Below are 24,311 nucleotides of genomic sequence, written 5' to 3'. Positions count from 1 at the left end.
AATATCCTATCATCTCTGGGTGAAGACTGTCAGTTTCAACGGATTGAAAACGGCCTGCGTGCGGTTTCAGGCCGGTTTATTAAGCCATAACGTGGGAACCAGAGCTGAAAAGGCGGGAAGCTGGTAAGAACGTGCTAAACTGTCAGGTAGCGCAACTTTCTTTACGGTCAATCTGCAGGGTGTTAGATTGATCACGTTTCCAGCAATTATCTGCCAACTTTTTTACTTTATAAGCGGCAGAGTGTGGAAACAGGGTGCTTAAACACTGGGACAATCAGGCGAAACGTCTTGTACCTCTACATTGAGACACTGAAACAGAGACTGGATGCAATCAACCAGCTGCGCGTTGATCGTGCGCTGGCTGCTATGGGACCCGCTTTTCAGCGCGTCTACAGTCTGCTGCCAACCTTATTACATTATCAACATCCGCAGATGCCGGGTTACCTTGAAGGTAGCGTTCCACATGGCATCAGCTTCTTCACGCCTGATGAAAATCAGCGTCAGCTGCTGGCCGATCTCACCGGCGACAGCGATCTGCGTCATGCCGATGCGCCTAAAGGCGAAATGCCGATCACGGCTATCTATTCTATGGGCAGCACCTCATCTGTCGGCCAGAACAGCGTCTCGGATCTCGATATCTGGGTCTGCCATCAATCCTGGCTTGATAATGAAGAGCGTCTGAATCTGCAGCGCAAATGTACGCTGCTGCAGAAGTGGTGCGTTTCAATGGGCGTAGAGGTGAGTTTCTTTCTGATTGATGAGAACCGCTTCCGCCACAACGAAAGCGGCAGTCTGGGCGGTGAAGATTGCGGTTCAACACAACATATTTTACTGCTGGATGAGTTTTACCGTACCGCGGTTCGTATGGCGGGTAAACGGATCCTGTGGAATATGGTGCCGGGCGAAGAAGAGCACAATTACGACGACTACGTGATGTCGCTTTACGCCAAAGGCGTGCTGACCCCTAATGAGTGGCTCGATCTTGGCGGCCTCGGCACGCTGTCGGCGGAAGAGTATTTCGGCGCCAGCCTGTGGCAGCTTTATAAAAGCATCGACTCCCCGTATAAAGCCGTACTGAAAACGCTGCTGCTGGAAGCGTACAGCTGGGAATACCCGAATACGCAACTGCTGGCGATGGATATCAAACAGCGCCTGCATGACGGTGAAATCATCTGCTTCGGGCTTGATCCTTACTGCATGATGCTGGAGCGCGTCACGCACTATCTGACCAGCGTTGACGATCAGCCGCGTCTTGACCTGGTGCGTCGCTGCTTCTACCTCAAAGTGTGTGAAAAGCTCAGCACCGAAGATCATCAGCACCGCACCGGCTGGCGTCGCGAAATTTTATCGCAGCTGGTCAAAGAGTGGGGCTGGAACGAAGAGAAGATTGCCATTCTGGACAACCGCGCTGAGTGGAAAATCGAGCGGGTGCGCGAAGCCCATAATGAATTGCTGGATGCGATGATGCAGAGTTATCGCAACCTGATCCGTTTTGCCCGCCGCAATAACTTAAGCGTCAGCGCCAGCCCGCAGGATATCGGTGTGTTGACCCGTAAACTGTATGCCGCGTTTGAAGCGCTGCCGGGCAAAGTGACGCTGGTGAATCCGCAGATTTCGCCCGATCTCTCCGAGCCCAATCTGACCTTTATTCATGTGCCGCCTGGCCGCGCCAACCGTTCCGGCTGGTATCTCTACAACCAGGCACCGGACATGGATTCGATTATCAGCCATCAGCCGCTGGAATATAACCGTTACCTGAATAAGCTGGTGGCGTGGGCGTGGTTCAATGGGCTGCTGACCCGTAAAACCCGGCTGCATATTAAAGGCAATGAGGTTTGCGATCTGGCGCGTCTGCAGGAGCTGGTTAACGATGTTTCCAGCCATTTCCCGCTGCGTCTGCCCTCGCCGACGCCAAAAGCGCTCTACAGTCCGTGCGAAATCCGGCACCTTGCGATTATTGTTAACCTTGAACACGATCCGACGGCGGCCTTCCGCAATCAGGTGGTGCACTTCGACTTCCGTAAGCTGGATGTCTTTAGTTTTGGTCAGCAGCAGCAGTGCCTGATTGGCAGCATCGATCTGCTCTATCGCAACTCCTGGAATGAGGTGCGTACACTGCACTTCAGTGGCGAACAGGCGATGATCGAAGGGCTGAAAACCATTCTCGGCAAGATGCATCAGGATGCTGCACCGCCCGATACGGTGGAAGTGTTCTGCTACAGCCAGCATCTGCGCGGTCTGATTCGGACGCGGGTACAGCAACTGGTCTCAGAATGCATTGAGCTTCGCCTCTCCAGCACACGTCAGGAGCCGGGTCGCTTTAAAGCGCTGCGCATGGCTGGCGAGACCTGGGGCCTGTTCTTTGAACGCATGAGCGTTTCGGTGCAGAAGCTGGAAAACGCGGTTGAGTTTTATGGCGCGATCTCCAACAACAAGCTGCACGGACTGTCGATCAAAGTCGAAACGAATCAGACGCCGCTGCCACCCGTGGTCAACGGTTATGCCAGCGAAGGCATTATTCAGTTCTTCTTTGAAAACACCACTGATGAGCGCGGCTTCAATATCTACATCCTTGATGAGACCAATCGGGTTGAGGTCTATCATCACTGTGAAGGCAGCAAAGAGGAGCTGGTGCGCGACGTCAGCCGGTTCTACTCCTCATCGCACGATCGCTTTACCTATGGTTCGAGCTTTATCAACTTCAACCTGCCGCAGTTCTACCAGATTGTGAACACCGGTGAGCGATTCCAGGTGATTCCGTTCCGTAGCCAGACGCTGACGCAGCTGTGTACCTCGCAGCCTGATAACGACAACAGCGACTATCAGCCACGCTATCAGGTGCACTGATGCTGACGGGCTGCCTGCACTCTGCAGGTGGCCGCTATCTTCCCGGCTTGTCACCCGCTTCACGCTATTTGCGGGCATTTCCTGTTGCTTTTCCACCTTCAACTGCGATGATAAGCATCCAGGTAAAGGACATGAAGAGCATAAAGAATGAAGAAAGTAATAAGCCTGTTGGCCATGACACTGGCAGTAATCAGCCTTGCAGGTTGTGGTCTGAAAGGACCGCTCTACTTCCCGCCGAAGGATCAGCCGAAGAAACAACAAGCCCCAACCGACCGCCAGAAAGCGGATGCCTCTAAAGCCGATGTCGGCGGGCTGGTTACCGGCAATTCAGGCGTAAAAGCGAACTAATCTGATGGCTTATCCGGCGGAGCAAAAAATGCAGTTCTCCAAAATGCACGGTCTCGGCAACGATTTTATGGTTGTGGATGCGGTGACACAAAACGTCTTCTTTTCGCCGGAATTGATCCGCCGGCTGGCCGATCGTCATCTGGGGATCGGTTTTGATCAACTGCTGATTGTTGAACCGCCTTATGATCCCGATCTCGATTTCCACTATCGCATTTTCAACGCTGACGGCAGTGAAGTCGCACAGTGCGGCAACGGTGCGCGCTGCTTTGCCCGCTTTGTTCAGCTGAAAGGGCTGACCAACAAAAGTGACATCCGGGTCAGTACGCAGAATGGCCGCATGGTGTTGACCGTCACGCCTGACGACCAGGTGCGCGTGAACATGGGCGAGCCAAACTTTGAGCCTCAGCAGGTGCCGTTTCGTGCCAACAAAGCCGAAAATCTCTATCTGCTACGTGTGGCCGAACAGACGGTGATGTTGGGTGCGGTGTCGATGGGCAACCCGCACTGCGTTATCCAGGTTGAAAGTGTCAAAACCGCGCAGGTTGAACTGCTTGGCCCGATTCTGGAGAGTCATGAACGCTTCCCGGATCGCGTCAATGTCGGTTTTATGGAGATCATCAATCCCGAACATATCCGCCTGCGCGTTTACGAACGCGGAGCGGGTGAAACGCAGGCGTGCGGCAGCGGCGCCTGTGCTGCCGTTGCCTGTGGCATTCAGCAGGGCATTCTGGCACCCAAAGTGCGTGTCGACCTGCCTGGCGGAACGCTGCACATCACCTGGAAAGGCGCCGGTCAGCCGCTCTATATGACCGGGCCTGCGACACACGTCTACGATGGGTTTATTCATCTATGAAAAATATCGAAGAGCAGGCTGACAGTTCGGTTCTGCTGGACGATCAGGCCGTCAGTGATTATCTGCGGCAGAATCCCGATTTCTTTATCCGCAATGCCCGCGCAGTTGAACAGATGGCCGTGCCGCATCCGGTGCGTGGCAGCGTCTCGCTGGTCGAATGGCATATGGCGCGGCAACGCAACCATATTCAGCGGCTGGAAGAAGAGATCACGCTGCTGATGGAGCAGGCCAGCGCTAACCACGAACTGTTTGACCGTCTGCTGTCGCTGGAAAGCCATCTGGCCGCGGCTGACTCGCTGCAGGATATGCTCAACCGTCTGCATCGCTGGGCGCGTGAGCTGGGCCTGGCGGGTGCCAATGTGCGGCTGTTCAGTGATAAATGGCTGCTGGGCGCGCCCTCCGATTTCTTTCAGCTGAGCCTCTCGCGTCAGGCGTTTGAACCGCTGCGTATTCAGCGCTTCGGTAACCAGCATCACTATCTTGGCAACATTAACGGGCCGGAACTGCTGCTGCTGTTGCCGCAGGCCAAAGCGATCGGGTCGGTTGCCATGTCGCTAATGGGTGAGGAGGGCGATCTCGGCGTGCTGGTGTTTAGCAGTCGTGACAGCCAGCACTATCAATCGGGCATGGGGACACTGCTGCTGCAGCATCTGTCGCAGATGATGCCTGATCTGCTCTCCCGCTGGGTTGAACGCGCATGAGCAGCGCGCTGCAGGAGGCCGTCGACGGATTTCTGCGCTACCTGAAAGTGGAGCGCCAGCTCAGTCCGTTAACCCAGAGCAGCTATGCGCGCCAGCTTGCCGCGCTGGTGGCGATTGCTGATGAGATGAAGCTCAGCAGCTGGGCGCAGCTGGAACCAGCACAGGTGCGCAGCATGGCGGCGCGCAGCCGTCGCGCCGGACTGGCCGCCAGCAGCCTCGCGCTGCGGCTCTCCGCCCTGCGCAGTTTTCTCGACTGGCAGGTGAGCCAGGGTTTGCTTTCCGCCAACCCGGCCAAAGGGGTGATGACGCCGCGTAAAGCGCGCCATCTGCCTAAAAACATTGATGTTGATGAAGTGAATCAACTGCTGGAGATCGACCTTAGCGATCCGCTGGCGGTGCGCGACCGGGCGATGCTGGAAGTGATGTATGGCGGCGGTTTGCGTCTCTCTGAACTGGTGAATATGGATTGTCGCCACGTCGATCTCGATTCAGGCGAAGTGTGGGTCGTCGGTAAGGGCAGCAAAGAGCGCCGGATACCGATTGGTCGCACGGCGGTCACCTGGATCCAGCACTGGCTGCCGCTGCGTGAAACCTTTGGCGCCCAGGATGATGCGCTGTTTCTTTCGACGCGCGGCAACCGCATCTCGCCACGTAACGTGCAGAAACGCTTTGCCGAATGGGGCATCCGACAGGGCGTGGCCAGCCATATCCATCCGCATAAGCTACGACATTCATTTGCCACGCATCTGCTGGAATCCAGTGGTGACCTGCGCGCCGTGCAGGAGTTGCTGGGCCATGCAAACCTGTCGACGACCCAGATCTATACCCATCTCGACTTCCAGCATCTGGCTTCGGTGTATGACGCTGCGCATCCCCGCGCCAAACGAGGAAAGAACGAATGAAGTTTTATCGTCCGCTGTCGGCCATAAAAGCCATGACCTTCGACCTTGATGACACACTCTACGATAACTACCCGGTCATCCGTCGCACCACCCTGGAATCCCATGCCGCGTTGCAGGCTTTTCATCCGGCGCTGCGTGACTTCACGCCGCAGGATTATCAGCAGTTGCGCGATGAACTGCTGCAGCGCGAACCTGATATCTATCATGATGTTTCGGAGTGGCGACGCCGTTCGGTTGAGCTGGCGATGCTGAATATCGGCCTCTCTGCTGCTGAAGCCACCGCGGGCGCGGCAGAAGTGATGGCGGTCTTCCATCAGTGGCGGAGTCAGGTCGAGATGCCGGATGAGACGCACCAGACGCTGAAAGCCCTGGCGGAAAAAATCCCGCTGGTGGCGGTCACCAACGGCAACGCCTGCCCGGAAAAAATGGGCATTGCCGAATACTTCCGCTTCACACTGCGGGCCGGCCCGGACGGGCGCGCCAAGCCGTGGCAGGATATGTATCAGCTTGCCGCGCAACGCCTTGATATCGCGCCACACCATATTCTGCACGTGGGTGATGACCTGACCACCGACGTGGCGGGCTCACTGCGCTGCGGGCTGCAGGCCTGCTGGATTAACCTGCGGCAGGGCAACCTGATGCATATCCCGGATGCGCGCCTGTTGCCGCATGTCGAAATTTCGCGGTTGGCATCACTCACCTCACTGCTATAATGGCTGTAAATTTATCCAGTCGTCTCCTCTTTCTGTTTTGCCGCCGTCCCTTATCCGGCACCTGTGTCGCCGCCTGACTGGCAGCGATAATGCCTTGCGGCAGGCGGAATAATCAGTGTGACGACGGCGTTTTTTTCTTTGGTAATCGGTGCTTATGGACGTTTCTGAACTGCTCGATGGTTTGAATGACAATCAGCGCGCTGCCGTTGCGGCACCGCGCAGTAACCTGCTGGTGCTGGCAGGCGCGGGCAGTGGTAAAACGCGGGTGCTGGTGCATCGCATTGCCTGGCTGATGTCGGTGGAGAACTGCTCGCCCTATTCGATTATGGCGGTGACCTTTACCAATAAAGCGGCAGCGGAGATGCGTCACCGTATCGAGCATCTGATCGGCACCAGTCAGGGCGGGATGTGGATCGGAACCTTCCACGGTCTGGCGCACCGCTTACTGCGCGCCCACCATCTTGACGCCGGTCTGCCACAGGATTTTCAGATCCTCGACAGCGAAGATCAGCTACGTCTGCTCAAGCGCCTGATCAAATCAATGAACCTTGATGACAAACAGTGGCCTGCGCGTCAGGGCATGTGGTACATCAATGGCAAAAAAGATGAAGGCCTGCGGCCAAAGCATATCGAAAGCTACGGCAATCCGATTGAGCAGACCTGGCTGCGCATCTATCAGGCCTATCAGGAAGCCTGTGATCGCGCGGGTTTAGTCGACTTTGCCGAGCTGTTGCTGCGCGCCCATGAGTTATGGCTCAACAAGCCACACATTCTTAATCACTACCGCGAACGCTTTACCAATGTGCTGGTGGATGAGTTCCAGGATACCAACAACATTCAGTATGCATGGATTCGGATGCTGGCGGGCGACAGTGGCCGGGTGATCATCGTGGGCGATGATGACCAGTCGATCTACGGCTGGCGCGGCGCGCAGGTCGAGAATATTCAGCGCTTTCTGCAGGATTTCCCCGGCGCGGAAACGATCCGTCTGGAGCAGAACTACCGCTCAACCAATAACATCCTGAAAGCCGCCAACGCCCTGATCGCTAACAACAATGGTCGTCTGGGGAAAGAGCTCTGGACCGAAGGCAGCGATGGCGAACCGATCTCGATTTACTGCGCCTTTAATGAGCTGGATGAAGCACGCTTCGTGGTCAACCGCATTAAGGTCTGGATGGAGAACGGCGGTGCGCTCAACGACTGCGCCATTCTCTATCGCAGCAACGCCCAGTCGCGTGTGCTGGAAGAGGCATTACTGCAGAGCAGCATGCCGTACCGTATTTATGGCGGCATGCGCTTCTTCGAACGTCAGGAGATCAAAGATGCGCTCTCCTATCTGCGTCTGATGGCGAACCGCAATGACGACGCGGCATTTGAACGCGTGGTAAATACCCCGACCCGCGGCGTGGGCGATCGCACGCTCGACGTGGTGCGTCAGACGGCCCGTGAACGTCAGATGACGCTGTGGCAGGCAACGCGTGAACTGCTGCAAAGCCGTGCGCTGGCCGGCCGGGCCGCGTCTGCACTGCAACGCTTCTGTGAACTGGTTGATTCACTGGCAACCGAAACCGCCGAGTTACCGCTGCATGTGCAGACCGACCGGGTCATCAAAGACTCTGGCCTGTGGCTGATGTATGAGCAGGAAAAAGGTGAGAAGGGTCAGGCGCGTATCGAAAACCTTGAGGAGCTGGTGACCGCTACGCGGCAGTTCAGCTATCAGGATGAAGATGAAGATCTGATGCCGTTGCAGGCCTTTTTATCCCACGCCGCGCTGGAAGCGGGCGAAGGCCAGGCAGACAAATGGCAGGATGCAGTTCAGCTGATGACGCTGCACTCGGCAAAAGGGCTGGAGTTCAGCCAGGTGTTTATCGTCGGCATGGAAGAGGGCATGTTCCCGAGCCAGATGTCACTGGATGAAGGTGGCCGGCTGGAGGAGGAGCGTCGTCTGGCTTATGTCGGCGTGACCCGTGCGATGCTCAAGCTGACGCTGACCTACGCCGAAACCCGCCGACTCTATGGTAAGGAAGTGTATCACCGGCCGTCCCGTTTTATCGGCGAACTGCCCGAAGCGTGCATAGAAGAAGTGCGTCTGCGCGCCAGCGTCAGCCGTCCGGTAAACCATCAGCGTATGGGTGCCCCGGTGACCAAAAATGACAGTGGATTCGCGCTGGGTCAGCGTGTTCATCACGCAAAATTTGGCGAAGGCACCATCATTAATCTGGAAGGCAGCGGCGAGCATAGCCGTCTTCAGGTGGCGTTTCAGGGGCAGGGAATCAAGTGGCTGGTGGCGGCTTACGCGAAGCTGGAAACGCTTTAGCGTGCGGTTGACGGCTTTTTCGTCTCAGCGTAACATGCGCCCACTATTATCATGAGAGGACAATGCCTTGGACACGCCCAGTCGATGCTGGCTCAATGACCTGGATTCCAGGAATAACATCTAAGGCTACCTCTTTACGCGGGTAGCCTTAGCGGTTATCAGCGACCTCCCTTTTTGATTCCGTCGCGAGTCAGCACTGATTTATCTCTGAAACTCTGTTTCCGTGTTCAGGCTGCCCGTTCCATGTTGAGGAACGGCGGACTGCCTTGTCCCATTTAGTCTGCAATGGGGAGTATTGCTATGCTGAGCGCATTTAAACTGGATCACAGCCGCCTGACGCGACTGGAGCTGGAAGACGAAAACGACAAACTGACGACCTCTGTCTGGGTCGATCTGATCGAGCCGGAAGAGGGCGAACGTGATCGCGTGCAATCTGAGCTGGGCCAGAGTCTGGCAACACGGCCTGAGCTGGAAGATATCGAGGCCTCGGCACGCTTCTTCGAAGATGAAGATGGCCTGCATATCCACTCCTTCTTCTTCTATGAAGATGCTGACGATCACGCCGGTAACTCCACCGTGGCGTTCACCATCCGTGAAGGCCGCCTCTACACGCTGCGCGAACGTGAGCTGCCTGCTTTCCGTCTCTATCGCATGCGCGCCCGTAATCAGACCCTGATCGACGGCAATGCCTTTGAGCTGCTGCTTGACCTGTTTGAAACCAAAATCGAGCAGCTGGCGGACGAAATCGAGAACATCTACAGCGCACTGGAGAAACTCAGCCGGGTGATCATGGAAGGTCAGCAGGGCGAAGAGTACGATCAGGCGCTGTCGCGATTAGCGGAACTGGAAGATATCGGCTGGAAGGTGCGCCTCTGTCTGATGGATACCCAGCGCGCCCTGAACTTCCTGGTACGCAAAGCACGTTTGCCGGGCAATCAGCTGGAGCAGGCGCGTGAAATTCTGCGCGATATCGAATCGCTGCTGCCGCATAACGAATCACTGTTTCAGAAGGTCAACTTCCTGATGCAGGCGGCTATGGGTTTCATCAACATCGAGCAGAACCGCATCATCAAGATCTTCTCGGTGGTCTCCGTGGTGTTTCTGCCGCCGACGCTGGTGGCCTCCAGTTACGGGATGAACTTTGAGTTTATGCCGGAACTGAAGTGGAGCTTCGGTTATCCGGCGGCGATCGGCCTGATGATTCTGGCCGGACTGGCGCCCTATCTCTATTTCAAACGTAAAAACTGGCTGTAAAATAAGAACGGGCCATCTGAGATGGCCCGTTCTGCTGGCTCCTGTCCCCATTTCTGCGTAATCTTACCCTCCTTTTTTTACAAATTATTAACTTCTTATGGACGCTTTTTCGTTGCGCGCGCAGTGGACACTGCTGCTGCTGATCTCGGTATTACTGGGCGCGGTGCTGCACTATTTTCATGTGCCCGCTGCGCTGTTACTGGGGCCGATGATTGTCGGTGTAGTGATGGGGCTGTCGGGTGCCACGCTGCGAATTGATAAACGGCTGTTCCTGCTCGCTCAGGCCGTACTGGGCTGCATGATTGCGCAGAGTCTGTCGCCTTCGATTCTGGCACCGCTGATTCAGGACTGGCCGATCGTGCTGACGGTGCTGCTGCTGACGCTGGCGGCCAGCGGCCTGTCAGGTTTTCTGCTGGTGCGCTTCAGTCATCTGCCTGGCCCGACCGGCGCATGGGGATCGTCGCCGGGCGGTGCATCGGCCATGGTGGCGATGGCGGGTGACTTTGGCGCTGACGTGCGGCTGGTCGCATTTATGCAATATCTGCGGGTGCTGTTTGTCGCCTCGGCGGCCGCACTGGTGGCGCGCATCGGGCTGGGTGATGAGGCGCACAGCGTCTCGCTGCTCTGGTTTCCACCGCTGAATCATGGCTTTGTTGTCACCCTGGTGGTGATGCTGACAGGCGCGTGGCTGGGCACACGACTGCGCATTCCTTCTGGCGCGCTGCTGCTGCCTGCGCTGGCGGGTGCGGCACTGCACAGTAGCGACATCGCGGTGTTACAGGTGCCGGAATGGCTGCTGGCCGTGGCCTATGCACTGATTGGCTGGAGCGTGGGATTACGTTTCACCCGCCCGATTTTTCTGCTGGCACTGCGCACGCTGCCGCAGATGCTGGCCTCGATCTTCGGGCTGATGCTGTTGTGTGGCGGGCTGGCGTGGATGCTGACGCGAATGCTGGATATCGATCTGATGACGGCCTATCTCGCCACCAGTCCAGGCGGGCTGGACACGGTGGCGATCATTGCGGCGGGAACCCAGGTCAACATGGCGTTTGTGATGGCGTTGCAGACGTTGCGTCTCTTTACTATCCTGCTGACCGGCCCGGCTTTAGCGCGCTTTATTTCACGCTATGCGCGAACGGGAACGGAATGAAAACGCCACCGCATCGCAGACAAATACCAGCAGCGCCAGCCAGATGAAACCAAAAGTCACCATCTTGTCTGGCGTGATGGTCTCACCGTAAAACGCGACCGCCAGCACAAACATCAGCGTCGGACCGAGATACTGAAAGAAGCCTACGGTGGAAAGTCGCAGACGACTGCAGGCTGCCGCAAACAGCATCAGCGGAATGGTGGTCACAATGCCCGCCGCTATCAGCTTCAGGTTGAGACTCAGTGGGTTGGCGGATAAGTGGCTGGTGGCGCTGTCGGCAAAGCCAAACAGGTAAATCGCCGCCAGCGGAAACAGCCACAGAGTTTCAATCAGCATGCCGCTCTGCGCATCGACCTGAATCTTTTTACGCACCAGGCCATACAGGGCAAAACTCAGCGCCAGGCCCAGCGCGATGATCGGTAACGAGCCAAACTGCCACAGCTGGACCAGCACGCCGACGGTGGCCAGCAGCACGGCGAGCCACTGCAAGCGGCGAAACCGTTCGCGCAAAAACAGCATGCCGAACACCACGTTGATCAGCGGGTTAATAAAGTAGCCCAGGCTGGCTTCCAGCATATGCTGATTGTTGACTGCCCAGATAAACAGCAGCCAGTTGCCGCCGATAGTCACGGCCGTCAGCGCCAGCAGCAGCACTTTTTTAGGCTGGCGCAACACGCTGCGAACGCCGGGCCAGCTGCGGCTCAGGGTAATCAGTAACAGCATAAACAGTGCAGACCAGATCACCCGGTGCGTCATGATTTCCGTGGCGGGAACCTGCTTTACCAGCTTGAAATAAGCGGGCGCAATGCCCCAGATAAAGTAAGCGCCCAGTGCAAAGCCAACGCCCTGGCGGGTTTGTTGCGTATCCATATGCGATCCATTCAATGGCGTGGTTAGCCGATAAGATAGGTGGCGGTAGCCGTGGCGATATAATCGCCCTGTTGATTGTGCAGTTCCACACGCGCCACGGCGACTTTGTTACCGGCGCGCAACAGGCTGCTGGTGGCGGTGAAGCGTTCGCCGCGTCCGGGACGCAGATAGTCGACGCGCATATCAATGGTACCCATGCGTGACAGACGCTGGCGCAGATCCGCTTCGCTTATGCTTTCCTGACGGGTTAACGCATTACTGACGCAGACCATGCCCGCCGCCACATCCAGTACCGACGCGATAACGCCGCCGTGCAGAATCTGCTGCGCCTGGTTGCCCACCAGCATGGTTTTGTTATTGAAGCTGATCTCTGCGTAGTCTGCGTCAAGGCGCATCAGTTCCAGGCCCAGCGCCTGATTAAACGGCATGTGATAAACGAAAATTTCGCCGACCAGCTGGCGAGCGTCCTGCTGTGTCAGCACGGGTGATGACATGATGATGTGTCCTGAAAAAATCGGGCCAGAGGGGCGCGGAATATGAATGAGTTGTGTATTCTATGCCGCCTGCGAGGGTGTTTCCAGTTTAAGAAATCAGCACTCATGCTCACTGCCATTTGCGTGTAGAATGGCCTGCTTTTTACGACACCCTTTCAGTTACTTTGATACGCAGCTGCTCACCGGAGAATTTTATGCGTAAGCATCGCGCCTTGCTGGCGGCAATGTTGATATTTCCTGCGCTGGCGCAGGCGGATGAAGCCCATATTAAAGAGGTTCATGACGCGCCACAGGTTCAGGGCAGCATTATCGCTAACCTGCTGGAGAAGCATGACAACCCGTTTGTTCTCTATCCTTACGAGAACAACTATCTGCTTTATACCTATACCAGCGACCTCAATAAAGAGGCGATCTCCTCCTATAACTGGGGAGAGAATGCCCGCAAAGATGAAGTGAAATTCCAGCTCAGCCTGGCGTTTCCGCTGTGGCGCGGTATTCTGGGCGACAACTCGGTGCTGGCCGCCTCTTATACCCAGCGTTCCTGGTGGCAGCTGTCGAATAGCGCTGAGTCATCGCCATTCCGTGAGACCAACTATGAGCCGCAGATTTTCCTGGGCTGGGCGACCGACTATTCGCTGGCGGGCTGGACACTGCGTGATGTCGAAGTGGGTCTGAATCACCAATCCAACGGACGAAGCGATCCCACCTCGCGCAGCTGGAACCGCGTCTATGCACGTCTGATGGCTGAGAATGGTAACTTCCTGGCGGAAATCAAACCCTGGTATCGTATCCCTGAAGGGGCGAACAGCGATGATAATCCCGATATCACCAAATACATGGGTTACTACCGCACCCGTCTGGGCTATAAGCTCGGCGACAATATCTTCAGCGTAGAGGGCAACTATAACTGGAACAGCGGTTATGGCGGCGCGACCCTGGGCTGGAGCTACCCTATCACTGAGCACGTTCGCTTCTATACTCAGGTGTTTAGCGGTTACGGTGAATCACTGATCGATTACAACCATCGCCAGACGCGTCTGGGTGTGGGTGTAACACTTAACGACTTGTTCTAATCCATAACGAAAGACAGGAATCGCGTGGCAACCTCGGCAGTTCTTAATCAGGAAGCGCTGGCGCAGCAGGTATTGCAGGATACCTTCGGCTACCAGCATTTTCGTCCCGGTCAGCAGACGATCATCAATGAGGCGCTGAGCGGGCGCGATTGTCTGGTGGTGATGCCCACCGGCGGTGGTAAATCGCTCTGTTATCAGATCCCTGCGCTGGTGCGCGAGGGGCTGACGCTGGTGGTGTCGCCGCTGATCTCGCTGATGAAAGATCAGGTCGATCAGCTGCTGGCGAACGGCGTGGCGGCGGCGTATCTCAACTCCACTATGACGCGCGATCAGCAGCAGACGGTGATGGCCGACTGCCGAACCGGTCGGGTTAAGCTGCTCTACATCGCCCCGGAACGCCTGATGATGGATAACTTCCTGGAGAGTCTGGCGCACTGGCAACCGGCGATGCTGGCGGTGGATGAAGCGCACTGTATTTCCCAGTGGGGCCACGATTTCCGTCCGGAATATGGCGCACTCGGCAAGATGCGTCAGCGCTTCCCGGAATTACCGGTAATGGCGCTGACCGCGACCGCGGATGAAACCACCCGCAACGACATCGTTAACCTGCTGCATATGCAGGATCCGCTGATCCAGATCAGCAGCTTTGACCGCCCCAATATTCGCTACACGCTGGTGGAGAAATTTAAACCCACCGATCAGCTGCTGCGTTACGTTCAGGATCAGCGCGGCAAGTGCGGCATTATCTACTGCAACAGCCGGGCGAAGGTGGAAGACACCGCCGCGCGGCTGCAAAGCCGGGGGTTTAGCGTTGGGGCATACCATGCCGGGATCGACAGCGAACAGCGTGGCCGGGTGCAGGAAGCGTTTCAGCGTGACGATCTGCAAATCGTGGTGGCGACGGTGGCCTTTGGCATGGGCATCAACAAGCCCAACGTCCGTTTTGTGGTCCACTTCGATATCCCGCGCAACATTGAGTCCTATTATCAGGAAACCGGGCGGGCCGGACGTGATGGTCTGCCTGCCGAAGCGATGATGCTTTACGACCCGGCCGATATGGCCTGGCTGCGTAAATGTCTGGAAGAGAAAGTGCCCGGGCCGCTGCAGGATATTGAGCGTCACAAACTCAACGCCATGGGCGCGTTTGCTGAAGCGCAGACCTGCCGCCGTCTGGTGCTGCTGAACTATTTTGGCGAGGGCCGCCAGCAGCCGTGCGATAACTGCGATATCTGTCTCGACCCGCCTAAACGGTATGACGGCCTGGTTGAAGCGCAAAAAGCGCTCTCCGGCATCTACCGTGTGGGTCAGCGTTTTGGTATGGGCTATATCGTTGAGGTGCTGCGCGGGTCCAACAATCAGCGTATCCGAGAGCAGGGCCATGACAAACTGCCGGTCTATGGACTGGGCAAAGATCAGAGCCACGAACACTGGGTGAGCGTGTTACGTCAGCTAATCCATCTGGGGCTGGTGACGCAGAACATCGCTATGCATTCGGCTCTGCAGCTCACCGAAGCGGCGCGTCCCGTGCTGCGCGGTGAAGTGCCACTGATGCTGGCGGTGCCCCGTTTAATCACCGCAAAAACAAAAAGCAGCAGTCCGGCGAAGTTTCACGGTGGCAACTACGATCGCAAACTGTTCGCCAAGCTGCGTAAGCTGCGAAAAGCGATCGCCGATGAAGAGAATATTCCGCCTTACGTGGTGTTCAATGACGCCACACTGATAGAGATGGCAGAACAGATGCCGGTCAGCGCGTCAGAGATGCTCAGCGTCAACGGCGTGGGTCACCGCAAACTGGAGCGCTTTGGCAAACCTTTCCTGGTGATGATCAAAGAGCATCTTGATGATGAAGAGTAAAGGACACTGATTATGCTGATGTTATTCGCCACTGTGGCGCTGGTGCATCTGGTGGCACTGATGAGCCCCGGCCCCGATTTCTTTTTCGTGTCACAGACTGCCGCCAGCCGCTCGCGCAAAGAGGCGATGATGGGTGTACTGGGCATTACGCTGGGCATTGTGGTCTGGGCGGGTGTGGCGCTGATGGGGCTGCATCTGATTCTGGAAAAAATGGCCTGGCTGCATCAGATCATCATGGTCGGCGGTGGACTTTATCTGTTGTGGATGGGCTGGCAGCTGATGTGCTCGGCACGTCAGCGTCATAAACAGCCGCAGCAGGATGAGCCGGTGGTTGCGTTGCCGAAACGCGGCATGAGCTTTCTCAAAGGCCTGCTGACGAACCTGTCGAATCCTAAAGCCATTATCTACTTCGGCAGCGTCTTCTCGCTGTTTGTTGGCGACGATGTCGGTTCGGCGGAGCGCTGGGGGCTGTTCCTGCTGATTGTCGGTGAAACCTTTGCCTGGTTTACCCTGGTGGCGGCGATTTTTGCGCTGCCGTGGATCCGCGCTAAGTATCAGCAACTGGCGAAGTGGGTCGATGGCATGGCAGGCGTACTGTTTGCCGGTTTTGGTATCCACCTGATTCTTTCGCGTTAAATTCCGCGTTTCAGTCTTTATGCCGGAGTGCGCGTTGCGCCTCCGGCAGAAACCTCCCTTGCTGTCGCTTCCTCGAGAGAGTTCGCTTGTGTGACGGATGTCACATTCCAGGGCTCAGGGAGTTTTGCTGTTGCAACCGCAGATAAATCGTCACTCTTTATTAATCATTCATATCCACATCTCCATTACAGTCGGGAAGCAGGCGCAACGTTTATGGAGAGGATGATGAGAGTGAAGTTCATATTACTGGTGTTGATGACGGCCTGTCTCAGCGCCTGCGCCTCGCCTGATGCCGCCCGCAATCCTGCGCCAGAGGCGGGCCAGACCGATGAGGTCACCTCGATCCTGATGCAGACGCTGCCCGATGTCGATAAGACGCAGGGCGAAAGGATTAGCCGGATCTCTGCGACGTTTCTCGGAACACCCTATGAAGCGGATACGCTGATCGGTTCTCCCACGCGTCCGGAAGCGCTGGTGATCAATTTCAACAGTGTGGATTGTTACACGCTGCTTGATTATGTGCAGGCGCTGAGCCGCAGCCACGATCGCGCCAGCTTTGAGGCTAACCTGATTCGGACCCGCTACGCTGGCGGTGAGGTCAGCTACCGGAATCGTCGCCACTTTTTTTCCGACTGGTTCGCCGATAGCCCGCGCAATGCCGATGACGTGACCCGCACCCTTAGCCCGGATACGGTGACGGTGGTGAAGCACCTGAATCGTCAGGCCAGCGGAGCAGAACAGGTGCCCGGTCTGGGTGTGATTGCACGTCGTATCACTTACATTCCGGCCCGGGCGATCACACCGCAGGTGCTGAAGCAGATCCAGACCGGCGATTACGTGGGGGTTTACGCCACCAGTCAGGGGCTGGATGTTACGCATGTGGGGATTGCTGTCCGGCATGATGGCCGCTTATGGTTCAGGAACGCCTCTTCGCTGGCCGTTAATCGAAAAGTTGTCGATGCGCCGTTCAGGGAATATATGCGCTCGAAGCCGGGCATCATTGTGTTGCGTGCGGTTCCATTGTCAGCGCCGTAGCGGGGCCAGGGAAGAAGGAATAATCTTTCGCGCCGAATTCGGCGCGAAAGGCGTTAAGCGATTTTTCTGGCACTGGCCAGCAGTGCGCCTACCGCCATAAACAGCCCGCCAAAAATGCGGTTCATTAACTTCATCTGTTTTGGTCCCTTAATCCAGCCCGCAATCCGCGTTGCCAGCGTGGCGTAGCCAATCATCACGATGATATCGACCACAACGGTGGTGACGCCCAGCACCAGATACTGCATAAATAGTGGCTGATGCGGCTGAATAAATTGCGGGAACAGGGCGGCGAGAAAGACGATACTTTTCGGGTTGGTCAGGTTAACCAGCACGGCGCGTTTGAACAGGCGACGACGCGGCATCGCTCTGGCGACCGCATCCAGATCAATGCCACCCGCTGAGCGCCACTGCTGAATACCCAGCCAGACCAGATAGGCCGCACCGGCCCATTTCAGAATCTCAAACGCCAGCAGCGACTGAGAAAACAGCGCACCCAGACCGATGCCGACCAGCACGATATGCAGCGCCAGGCCGACCTGCAAACCGGAGATAGAGGCCACCGTGCCGCGATAGCCGTGGCTGATACCGGTACTCATGGTGTTGATTGCGCCGGAACCGGGCGACAGGCTGAGAATTGTAGTGGTAAGCAGATAGGTCAGCCACCATTCGATGGTCATGGGTCAGGCTCTCTTTAGTAGCGGAATTGTGACACAATACGCCAGAAATAAGCGCGGCGCTACGGCCTGCGCATGGCATTCAGGACTCTGTATCCGGTCATCAGGAGGGCGAATGAATCAACACAAAGCCAGCTGGCTGCGACGAGAAAAAGCCTTTGCTGCCTTCGCTACCGGGCCACTGCTCGATTTCTGGCACAGCCGCGAAGAGCTTGAGTTTACCGGCGTGGGTAATCTGACGCTGCGCTACGTCCGCTTCACATCACCGCAACACAAGCGTGTGATCCTGATTGTGCCGGGACGCATCGAGAGTTACATAAAATATCCTGAGCTGGCGTACGATCTGTTTCACTGCGGATTTGATGTGGTGATCCTTGACCATCGCGGTCAGGGGCGTTCCGATCGCCTGCTGGAAGATTCACACCGTGGCCACGTGGCGGAATTTACCCATTATGTCGACGACCTTGAAACGCTCTATCTGAAAGAGATTATCAGCGGTCACTACCAGCAGCGCTATGCGCTGGCTCACTCCATGGGCGGCGCAATCTTAACGCTGTTTCTGGCGCGTCAGCCGCAGGCGTTTCATGCGGCCGCGCTGGTGGCGCCGATGTTTGGCATTGCTTTACCGTTGCCCTCTTTTCTGGCTCATCGGATTCTGGACTGGGCGGAGAAGCGTCCGGCCATGCGCGATGGCTATGCGCTCGGCACCGGCCGCTGGCGTGCGCATCCGTTTGGCATTAACCGGCTGACGCACAGCACCGAGCGTTATCGGCGAAACCTGCGCTTTTATGCGGACGATCCGGCGATTCGCGTTGGCGGACCAACCTACCATTGGGTACGTGAAGGCGTCCATGCGGGTCGCAACATCATCAGTCAGGTCGATAAAATCACCACGCCACTGCTGCTGTTACAGGCCAGCGATGATCGGGTGGTCGACAATCGTTCGCAGGACCTTTTTTGTGCCGCGATGGCGGCGGCGGGTCATCCGTGTGAGGGCAATAAGCCACGGGTGATCGACGGTGCGCGTCATGAGATCCTGTTTGAAAAGGATGAGATGCGCGCCGAAGCACTCAATGCAGTGGTCGACTTTTTTCCTCGCACCACTGACGTTATTTATCCGACCGGTTAAGGCCGGCAGAACCAGATACCCGAGGTATTCATGTATCACATCGTTGCATCCGATCTGGATGGCACGCTGCTTTCTCCCGAACATCGCCTGACCCCTTTTGCGCGTGAAACGCTGCAGCAACTGGTTGCGAAAGATATTCACTTTATATTCGCCACCGGCCGTCATCATATCGATGTCGGACAGATGCGCGACAGCCTGGCGATTCCGGCCTATATGATCACCTCAAACGGCGCGCGCGTGCACAACGCAGAGGGCGAACTGGTGTTCAGTCATAATCTGGATGAGGATATCGCCAGCGATCTGTTTGGCCTGCAATATCATCACAGCGATATTCTGACCCACGTTTACCGCGACGATGAGTGGTTTGTCAGCCGCTCAAGCCCGGCTGAGCAGGACTATTTCCGCGAGTCGGTGTTCAACTATCAGGTCTATGAGCCGGGTCTGCTGCCAACCGATAATATCAGCAAGGTCTTTTTCACCTGCGAAAATCCCGAGCATCTGATCCCGATGGAACAGGCGATTGAAGCGCGCTGGGGCGACCGGGTTAACGTCAGTTTCTCGCTGCCTACCTGCCTGGAAGTGATGGCGGGCGGCGTGTCGAAAGGGCATGCGCTGGAAGCGGTGGCGAAAACGCTGGGCCACTCACTGGAAAGCTGTATCGCCTTTGGCGACGGCATGAACGATGTGGAGATGCTGAGCATGGCGGGTAAAGGCTTTATCATGCAGAACGCCCATCAGCGGTTGAAAGATACGCTGCCGGAGCTGGATGTGATCGGTTCAAATGCCGATGATGCCGTGCCGCAGACGCTGCGCACGCTCTATCTTGCTTAAGCCGTCTGCGTAAAAAAGAGCCGGACATCCGGCCCTTTTTTATTGCCGTCAGGCAGAGGTCTTTTTGTGTTTGTGTTCGCTGACCATGGTCAGTAACAGCAGGATAACCGCCAGCACACAGCCAGCAATCATCACCATGAAGCCGCCGTCCCAGCCGAAGTAATCGACGGTGTAACCGACAATGGCGCTGGCTGCCACCGATCCACCCAGATAGCCGAACAGGCCGGTGAAGCCCGCCGCCGTCCCCGCCGCTTTTTTCGGCGCCAGCTCCAGCGCGTGCAGACCAATCAGCATCACCGGACCGTAGATCAGGAAGCCAATCACAATCATACAGGCCATATCGACGCCAGGATTGCCCGCCGGGTTGAGCCAGTAGATCACGGTCGCGATGGTTACCAGCGTCATAAAGAACACCCCGGTCGCACCGCGATTACCGCGGAACACTTTGTCCGACATCCAGCCGCACAGCAGCGTCCCGGGGATCCCCGCATACTCATACAGGAAGTAAGCCCACGACGATTTATCCAGCGTGAAGTGTTTTACTTCTCTGAGATAGGTCGGCGACCAGTCGAGAATGCCGTAGCGCAGCAGATAAACAAATACGTTGGCCAGCGCGATGTACCACAGCAGCTTGTTCGGCAGTACATATTTCATGAAGATCTGTTTAGCCGTCAGCTCCTCTTCGTGGCTGGCATCGTAGTCGGGCGGATAGTCGTTTTTGTACTCTTCAATCGGTGGCAGACCACAGGATTGCGGCGTATCGCGCATCAGCGCAAAGGCCAGAATAGCAATGGCGATGGCGCCAAACGCCGGCATATAGAGAGCCGCTTTCCAGTCGTTGAACCACGCCATACCGAGCAGGAACAGCAGAGGCGGAATACCGCCGCCGACATTATGGGCGCAGTTCCAGACCGAAACGATCCTGCCGCGCTCCTTCTGCGACCACCAGTGAACCATGGTACGTCCACAAGGTGGCCAGCCCATGCCCTGGAACCAGCCGCAGATAAACAGCAGCACGAACATCACCATGATGCTGGAGGTGGCCCAGGGCACGAATCCCATAATCAGCATCACTGTCGCGGCCAGAATCAGGCCTGCCGGTAAGAAGACGCGCGGGTTTGAGCGGTCAGAGACCGATCCCATGATGAATTTTGAAAAGCCGTAGGCGATAGATATCCCGGATAAGGCAAAACCGAGATCGCCACGTGAAAAACCCTGCTCTACCAGGTAGGGCATGGCGAGTGCGAAGTTTTTTCTGACCAGATAGTAGGCGGCGTAACCAAAGAAGATCCCGATGAAAATTTGCCAGCGCAGACGACGGTAGAGCGGATCAACGTGATCCTCCGCCACCTGCGGCTGACGTGGTGCAGGTTTAAAAATGCTCAGCATCAGTGAGGCCCTCCAGGGCACATTATGGTTTTTAATTCCCAGCAGGTTGGGGCAGGAAAAGAGCAGAAGAAAATGGACGCAGAATGTTCCATTTCGCGCAAAGAATAGTGTTAGTTGCGCAACGTTACTGTGATGAATGACACATTTGTTACACTTTTATTACATTCTGGAGCGGAAGTGATCATGTGATGGATCATTTCGCGCATTTTATCTGGCTGAAAGATCTTTCTGCAGACAGTTATGTCAGGAAGCGAAAGCCCTTTTCCGATGGGCATTCTGATCGCCTGTTTTGTAATCAGATGTCAACCAGATTTCACAGCCTGATGGCAGCACATTGTTTACACTGACGGCCTGTTAATTTCGGGGTCGTCACCGTGTTTTTATTGATTATTACCACCATTCTGTGGGCCTTTTCGTTCAGTCTGATCGGCGAATATCTTGCCGGGCAGGTGGACAGCTGGTTCTCTGTACTGATGCGACTGGCGCTGGCTGCGCTGGTATTTTTACCTTTCCTGCGCTGGCGTGGTCATCGCCCTTCAACGCTGTTGCTTTACATGCTGGTCGGGATGCTGCAGCTGGGCGTGATGTATCTGCTGAGTTTTGAAGCCTATCTCTACCTTAGCGTGTCGGAATTCCTGCTGTTTACGGTGATGACGCCGCTTTATGTGACGCTGATTTACGATCTGATCAGCCGTCGTCCACTGCGCATCGGCTATATCTTCAGTGCACTGCTGGCTGTGGCAGGTGCGGCGATTATTCGCTATGACAAAGTCAGCGATCATTTCTGGTTTGGTCTGCTGTTAGTGCAACTGGCAAACATCTGCTTTGCGGCGGGAATGGTGGGCTATAAGCGTCTGCAGGAGACCCGCCCGATGCCGCAGCACGCGGCCTTCTCCTGGTTCTATCTGGGTGCGGTGTTGATTGCGGTGATCGCATGGTGTGCCTGGGGCAATCCGCAGAAGTTGCCGACCACCTCATTGCAGTGGGGCATTCTGGTCTGGCTGGGCATTGCGGCTTCTGGTCTGGGCTATTTTATGTGGAATTATGGTGCGACCCAGGTCGATGCCGGTACGCTGGGCATTATGAATAACATGCACGTTCCTGCCGGGCTGCTGGTGAATCTGGCTATCTGGCAGGAGAAACCGCACTGGCCAGGCTTTATTGCGGGCGCACTGGTGATCCTCGCCTCGCTGTGGGTGCACAAGCGCTGGGTGGTGGGGCGCAGTGACCGATCATAAACAGGGCTGTTGCATGGGTGCGGCCTCCCGGGCTGGCGCGTCCGATCGCGAAGGAATCTCACATCCCTGTTGATCGGCCGGGCCATCCCTGGCCCGGACGCTTCGCTCTTCAGACGCGCCAGCCCGGGAGACTTAACAGCATCATCGCAGTTGAACCAGGGGCTCAGAGCGAATATGAAAGAGGGGATGGCGCGCTGAAACGTAGAGCATTCGCGATGGAGTTGGCGTGTGCGATCGTGAAGGAATCTTACAGGATGGTTCAGAAACGCGCCCGGCGCTTTTTCCCCCTGCGACGAACGCTCCACCGATGACCCGCTTTCACTCCCCAGCGCTGGCCTGGTGTTGCTGATTAAAAAGCCATGAAGAAGCTTGAGGGAAGAGGTGGCGCAACTGAGGAGCAAAGCGTCCGAGCCAGGGATGGCGAGGCCGTGCTGCATGGATGCAGGCTTTCTTTGCGATCAGATGCGCCACTCTGACCACGCAGGTACCCGAAGCGATCAGCCACAGACGTTAAGCAGGCTTCTCACTCTTAGGACGCTGAATCATCGCCAGCCCTTTCAGGAAGTTACGCAGAATCTGATCGCCGCATTCGCGGTAGTTCTTATGATCAGGTTTGCGGAAAATCGCACCAATCTCAGCCTGTGAAACGGTAAAATTCACGCGCTTCAGTACATCAGGAATATCGGTGGTTTTCAGATCAAAAGCGATACGCAGCTTTCTCATGAAGATGTTGTTGGTCATCTTGCGCTCAATCGACGGTGCGGGCGCATCTTCACTTTTACCGCGACGGTAGAAGATCAGGCCATTCAGGAAATAACCCATCAGCACATCGGGGCAGGCACGGAACGCAGCATCGTCATCTTTTTTCAGCCACGCCTGAATATCCGCCAGCGGCACGTCACATTGCGCCAGCGCAAAAATCTCCACCATTTTGGCATCGCTCAGGTTGAGCATGTAGCGCACGCTGCGCAGAATATCATTGTTAGTCATGGTGAAATCTTCTCGTGGTCAGTCGACAGGCTGCGCATTATAGGGGATTTTGCCCGCCTTCGCGCAGGTTTGTGCCCGCCAGATTACCGCTGCAACACCGCACCGGGCAGCGCGGCGTCGCGCACAAAAGGCAGATGCTCACAGGCGTGCTGACGGGCAAAGCGGATAAACGCTTCCAGCACCGGCTGACGTTGCTCCCCTTCGCGCACGGCCGCATAAAGACGGCTCCACAGGCCATCACCCAGCGTGCGGGTGACCACCAGACCCTGCTTCTCAAAACTCTCCACCACCCAATGCGGCAGCGCGGCAATCCCCATACGCGCCGAGACCATCTGAATCATCAGCAGGGTGTTATCCACACTTTTCAGTGCCGGACTGACGCCTGCGGGCTGCAGAAAGTGACGCCAGATATCCAGACGCTGACGCTGCACCGGATAGATCATCAACACCTCATCGGCTAGATCTTCCGGCGAAATCTGCTCAACCTGCGCCAGCGGGTGATCCGTTGCCAGCACCAGACGTACTTCATAATCAAACATCGGGGAGTAGAACAGACCCGAGCGCGCCAGGATATCGGAGGTCAGCACCACATCCAGCTCACCCTGTTGCAGGGCGGGTTGAGGATCAAAGGTCACGCCCGATTTGAAATCCATCACCACCTGCGGCCAGCTCTGGCGGAATTTATCCAGCGCGGGGGTCAGCCACTGAATGCAGCTATGGCACTCTATCGCCACCCGTAATGTGGTCTGATGCGGCTCATGGCAGGCCTGCAATGCCTGCTGAATCTGCGGCAGCACCTGCTCGGCCAGCTGCAGCAGAATATCGCCCTGCGGCGTAAAGCGCAGCGGCTGACTTTTACGCACGAACAGGCGGAATCCCAGTCGCTGCTCCAGATCGCTGAACTGATGAGACAACGCCGATTGCGTCTGATGAAGCTGGGCCGCGGCCGCCGCCAGCGAGCCCGTATTGCGCAGAGCCTGAAGCGTCCGCAGGTGCTTGAGTTCGATCATGAG

General features: G+C 56.5%; 23 protein-coding genes. 17 read left to right on the top strand and 6 right to left on the bottom strand.

What is annotated here, in order from left to right; all coding sequences use genetic code 11:
* The first annotated feature begins 288 nt into the window (after positions 1-288).
* From ACR8BN_RS18405 to ACR8BN_RS18360, 10 genes are all read left to right on the top strand, one after another.
* On the top strand, positions 289-2,847 hold the full coding sequence (locus ACR8BN_RS18405; protein WP_010257330.1) for a class I adenylate cyclase: 2,559 nt from the start codon (positions 289-291) through the stop codon (positions 2,845-2,847).
* A 147-nt stretch (positions 2,848-2,994) separates the two neighbouring features.
* Positions 2,995-3,195, top strand: coding sequence for an LPS translocon maturation chaperone LptM (gene lptM / locus ACR8BN_RS18400; protein ID WP_010257328.1), 201 nt, complete (start codon positions 2,995-2,997; stop codon positions 3,193-3,195).
* A gap of 28 nt (positions 3,196-3,223) precedes the next feature.
* Positions 3,224-4,048 carry a diaminopimelate epimerase gene (dapF, locus tag ACR8BN_RS18395; RefSeq protein ID WP_010257326.1) on the top strand — a complete coding sequence of 275 codons (825 nt, stop codon included), beginning with the start codon at positions 3,224-3,226 and terminating at the stop codon, positions 4,046-4,048.
* A complete protein-coding gene (locus ACR8BN_RS18390; protein ID WP_010257324.1) occupies positions 4,045-4,749 on the top strand; it encodes a DUF484 domain-containing protein in 705 nt (234 codons plus the stop codon). Before dapF ends, ACR8BN_RS18390 begins: the two co-directional genes overlap by 4 nt.
* Positions 4,746-5,651 carry a tyrosine recombinase XerC gene (gene xerC, locus ACR8BN_RS18385; protein WP_031590293.1) on the top strand — a complete coding sequence of 302 codons (906 nt, stop codon included), beginning with the start codon at positions 4,746-4,748 and terminating at the stop codon, positions 5,649-5,651. Before ACR8BN_RS18390 ends, xerC begins: the two co-directional genes overlap by 4 nt.
* On the top strand, positions 5,648-6,364 hold the full coding sequence (gene yigB / locus ACR8BN_RS18380) for a 5-amino-6-(5-phospho-D-ribitylamino)uracil phosphatase YigB (RefSeq protein WP_022624864.1): 717 nt from the start codon (positions 5,648-5,650) through the stop codon (positions 6,362-6,364). The genes xerC and yigB overlap by 4 nt, the downstream gene beginning before the upstream one ends.
* Positions 6,365-6,518: 154 nt before the next feature.
* Entirely contained in the window at positions 6,519-8,681 is a 2,163-nt protein-coding gene (gene uvrD, locus ACR8BN_RS18375) for a DNA helicase II (RefSeq protein ID WP_010257313.1), read from the top strand.
* A gap of 67 nt (positions 8,682-8,748) precedes the next feature.
* Positions 8,749-8,805: a YsgD/CorL family protein gene (ysgD, locus tag ACR8BN_RS18370; protein ID WP_353748370.1), complete on the top strand. Its 57-nt coding sequence runs from the start codon at positions 8,749-8,751 to the stop codon at positions 8,803-8,805.
* 176 nt (positions 8,806-8,981) lie between these two features.
* Positions 8,982-9,935, top strand: a complete 954-nt coding sequence (gene corA / locus ACR8BN_RS18365; RefSeq protein WP_003854370.1) for a magnesium/cobalt transporter CorA — start codon at positions 8,982-8,984, stop codon at positions 9,933-9,935.
* A gap of 97 nt (positions 9,936-10,032) precedes the next feature.
* On the top strand, positions 10,033-11,085 hold the full coding sequence (locus tag ACR8BN_RS18360; RefSeq protein ID WP_045140893.1) for an AbrB family transcriptional regulator: 1,053 nt from the start codon (positions 10,033-10,035) through the stop codon (positions 11,083-11,085).
* Here the strand turns inward: ACR8BN_RS18360 and rarD are convergent.
* The gene (rarD, locus tag ACR8BN_RS18355) at positions 11,056-11,955 is read right to left on the bottom strand and encodes an EamA family transporter RarD (RefSeq protein WP_010257306.1); all 900 of its coding nucleotides are present in this window, start codon (positions 11,953-11,955) and stop codon (positions 11,056-11,058) included. The two genes, ACR8BN_RS18360 and rarD, sit on opposite strands and share 30 nt — an antisense overlap.
* Positions 11,956-11,978: 23 nt before the next feature.
* Positions 11,979-12,449 (bottom strand): thioesterase family protein, encoded by a 471-nt coding sequence (locus tag ACR8BN_RS18350; RefSeq protein ID WP_010257304.1) that lies wholly within the window; start codon positions 12,447-12,449, stop codon positions 11,979-11,981.
* Between the two features lie 194 nt (positions 12,450-12,643).
* Here ACR8BN_RS18350 and pldA point away from each other — a divergent pair, with 194 nt between their 5' ends.
* The 4 genes from pldA to ACR8BN_RS18330 all read left to right on the top strand — a co-directional run bounded on the left by pldA (position 12,644) and on the right by ACR8BN_RS18330 (position 17,047).
* The gene (pldA, locus tag ACR8BN_RS18345) at positions 12,644-13,522 is read left to right on the top strand and encodes a phospholipase A (RefSeq protein ID WP_010257301.1); all 879 of its coding nucleotides are present in this window, start codon (positions 12,644-12,646) and stop codon (positions 13,520-13,522) included.
* Between the two features lie 24 nt (positions 13,523-13,546).
* Positions 13,547-15,376, top strand: coding sequence for an ATP-dependent DNA helicase RecQ (gene recQ / locus ACR8BN_RS18340; protein ID WP_115765137.1), 1,830 nt, complete (start codon positions 13,547-13,549; stop codon positions 15,374-15,376).
* A 12-nt stretch (positions 15,377-15,388) separates the two neighbouring features.
* On the top strand, positions 15,389-16,012 hold the full coding sequence (gene rhtC, locus ACR8BN_RS18335; RefSeq protein WP_434747206.1) for a threonine export protein RhtC: 624 nt from the start codon (positions 15,389-15,391) through the stop codon (positions 16,010-16,012).
* A gap of 225 nt (positions 16,013-16,237) precedes the next feature.
* The gene (locus tag ACR8BN_RS18330) at positions 16,238-17,047 is read left to right on the top strand and encodes a DUF1460 domain-containing protein (RefSeq protein ID WP_434747597.1); all 810 of its coding nucleotides are present in this window, start codon (positions 16,238-16,240) and stop codon (positions 17,045-17,047) included.
* A 53-nt stretch (positions 17,048-17,100) separates the two neighbouring features.
* On the opposite strand, the gene rhtB is transcribed toward ACR8BN_RS18330, so the two are convergent.
* Positions 17,101-17,724, bottom strand: coding sequence for a homoserine/homoserine lactone efflux protein (rhtB, locus tag ACR8BN_RS18325; protein WP_010257290.1), 624 nt, complete (start codon positions 17,722-17,724; stop codon positions 17,101-17,103).
* A gap of 112 nt (positions 17,725-17,836) precedes the next feature.
* Between rhtB and pldB the strand changes: the two genes are divergently transcribed.
* The gene (gene pldB / locus ACR8BN_RS18320) at positions 17,837-18,850 is read left to right on the top strand and encodes a lysophospholipase L2 (RefSeq protein WP_434747205.1); all 1,014 of its coding nucleotides are present in this window, start codon (positions 17,837-17,839) and stop codon (positions 18,848-18,850) included.
* 30 nt (positions 18,851-18,880) lie between these two features.
* A complete protein-coding gene (yigL, locus tag ACR8BN_RS18315; RefSeq protein ID WP_010257286.1) occupies positions 18,881-19,681 on the top strand; it encodes a sugar/pyridoxal phosphate phosphatase YigL in 801 nt (266 codons plus the stop codon).
* Positions 19,682-19,729: 48 nt separating this feature from the next.
* Here the strand turns inward: yigL and glpT are convergent, their stop codons facing one another.
* Positions 19,730-21,070: a glycerol-3-phosphate transporter gene (gene glpT / locus ACR8BN_RS18310; protein WP_434747204.1), complete on the bottom strand. Its 1,341-nt coding sequence runs from the start codon at positions 21,068-21,070 to the stop codon at positions 19,730-19,732.
* 374 nt (positions 21,071-21,444) lie between these two features.
* Here glpT and ACR8BN_RS18305 point away from each other — a divergent pair, with 374 nt between their 5' ends.
* Positions 21,445-22,308 carry a carboxylate/amino acid/amine transporter gene (locus ACR8BN_RS18305; RefSeq protein WP_031590279.1) on the top strand — a complete coding sequence of 288 codons (864 nt, stop codon included), beginning with the start codon at positions 21,445-21,447 and terminating at the stop codon, positions 22,306-22,308.
* Between the two features lie 510 nt (positions 22,309-22,818).
* Here ACR8BN_RS18305 and ACR8BN_RS18300 read toward each other — a convergent pair.
* Positions 22,819-23,298 (bottom strand): DUF1456 family protein, encoded by a 480-nt coding sequence (locus ACR8BN_RS18300; protein WP_434747203.1) that lies wholly within the window; start codon positions 23,296-23,298, stop codon positions 22,819-22,821.
* 83 nt (positions 23,299-23,381) lie between these two features.
* Positions 23,382-24,308 carry an HTH-type transcriptional regulator MetR gene (gene metR, locus ACR8BN_RS18295; protein ID WP_003854400.1) on the bottom strand — a complete coding sequence of 309 codons (927 nt, stop codon included), beginning with the start codon at positions 24,306-24,308 and terminating at the stop codon, positions 23,382-23,384.
* Positions 24,309-24,311 lie beyond the last annotated feature (3 nt).

The organism is Pantoea sp. Lu_F5_004, from assembly GCF_051136245.1.
GTDB classification, from domain to species: Bacteria; Pseudomonadota; Gammaproteobacteria; order Enterobacterales; family Enterobacteriaceae; genus Pantoea; species Pantoea agglomerans.
The sequence above is the reverse complement of the archived record's forward strand: the minus strand, read 5'-3'. Positions and strand labels throughout refer to the sequence as shown.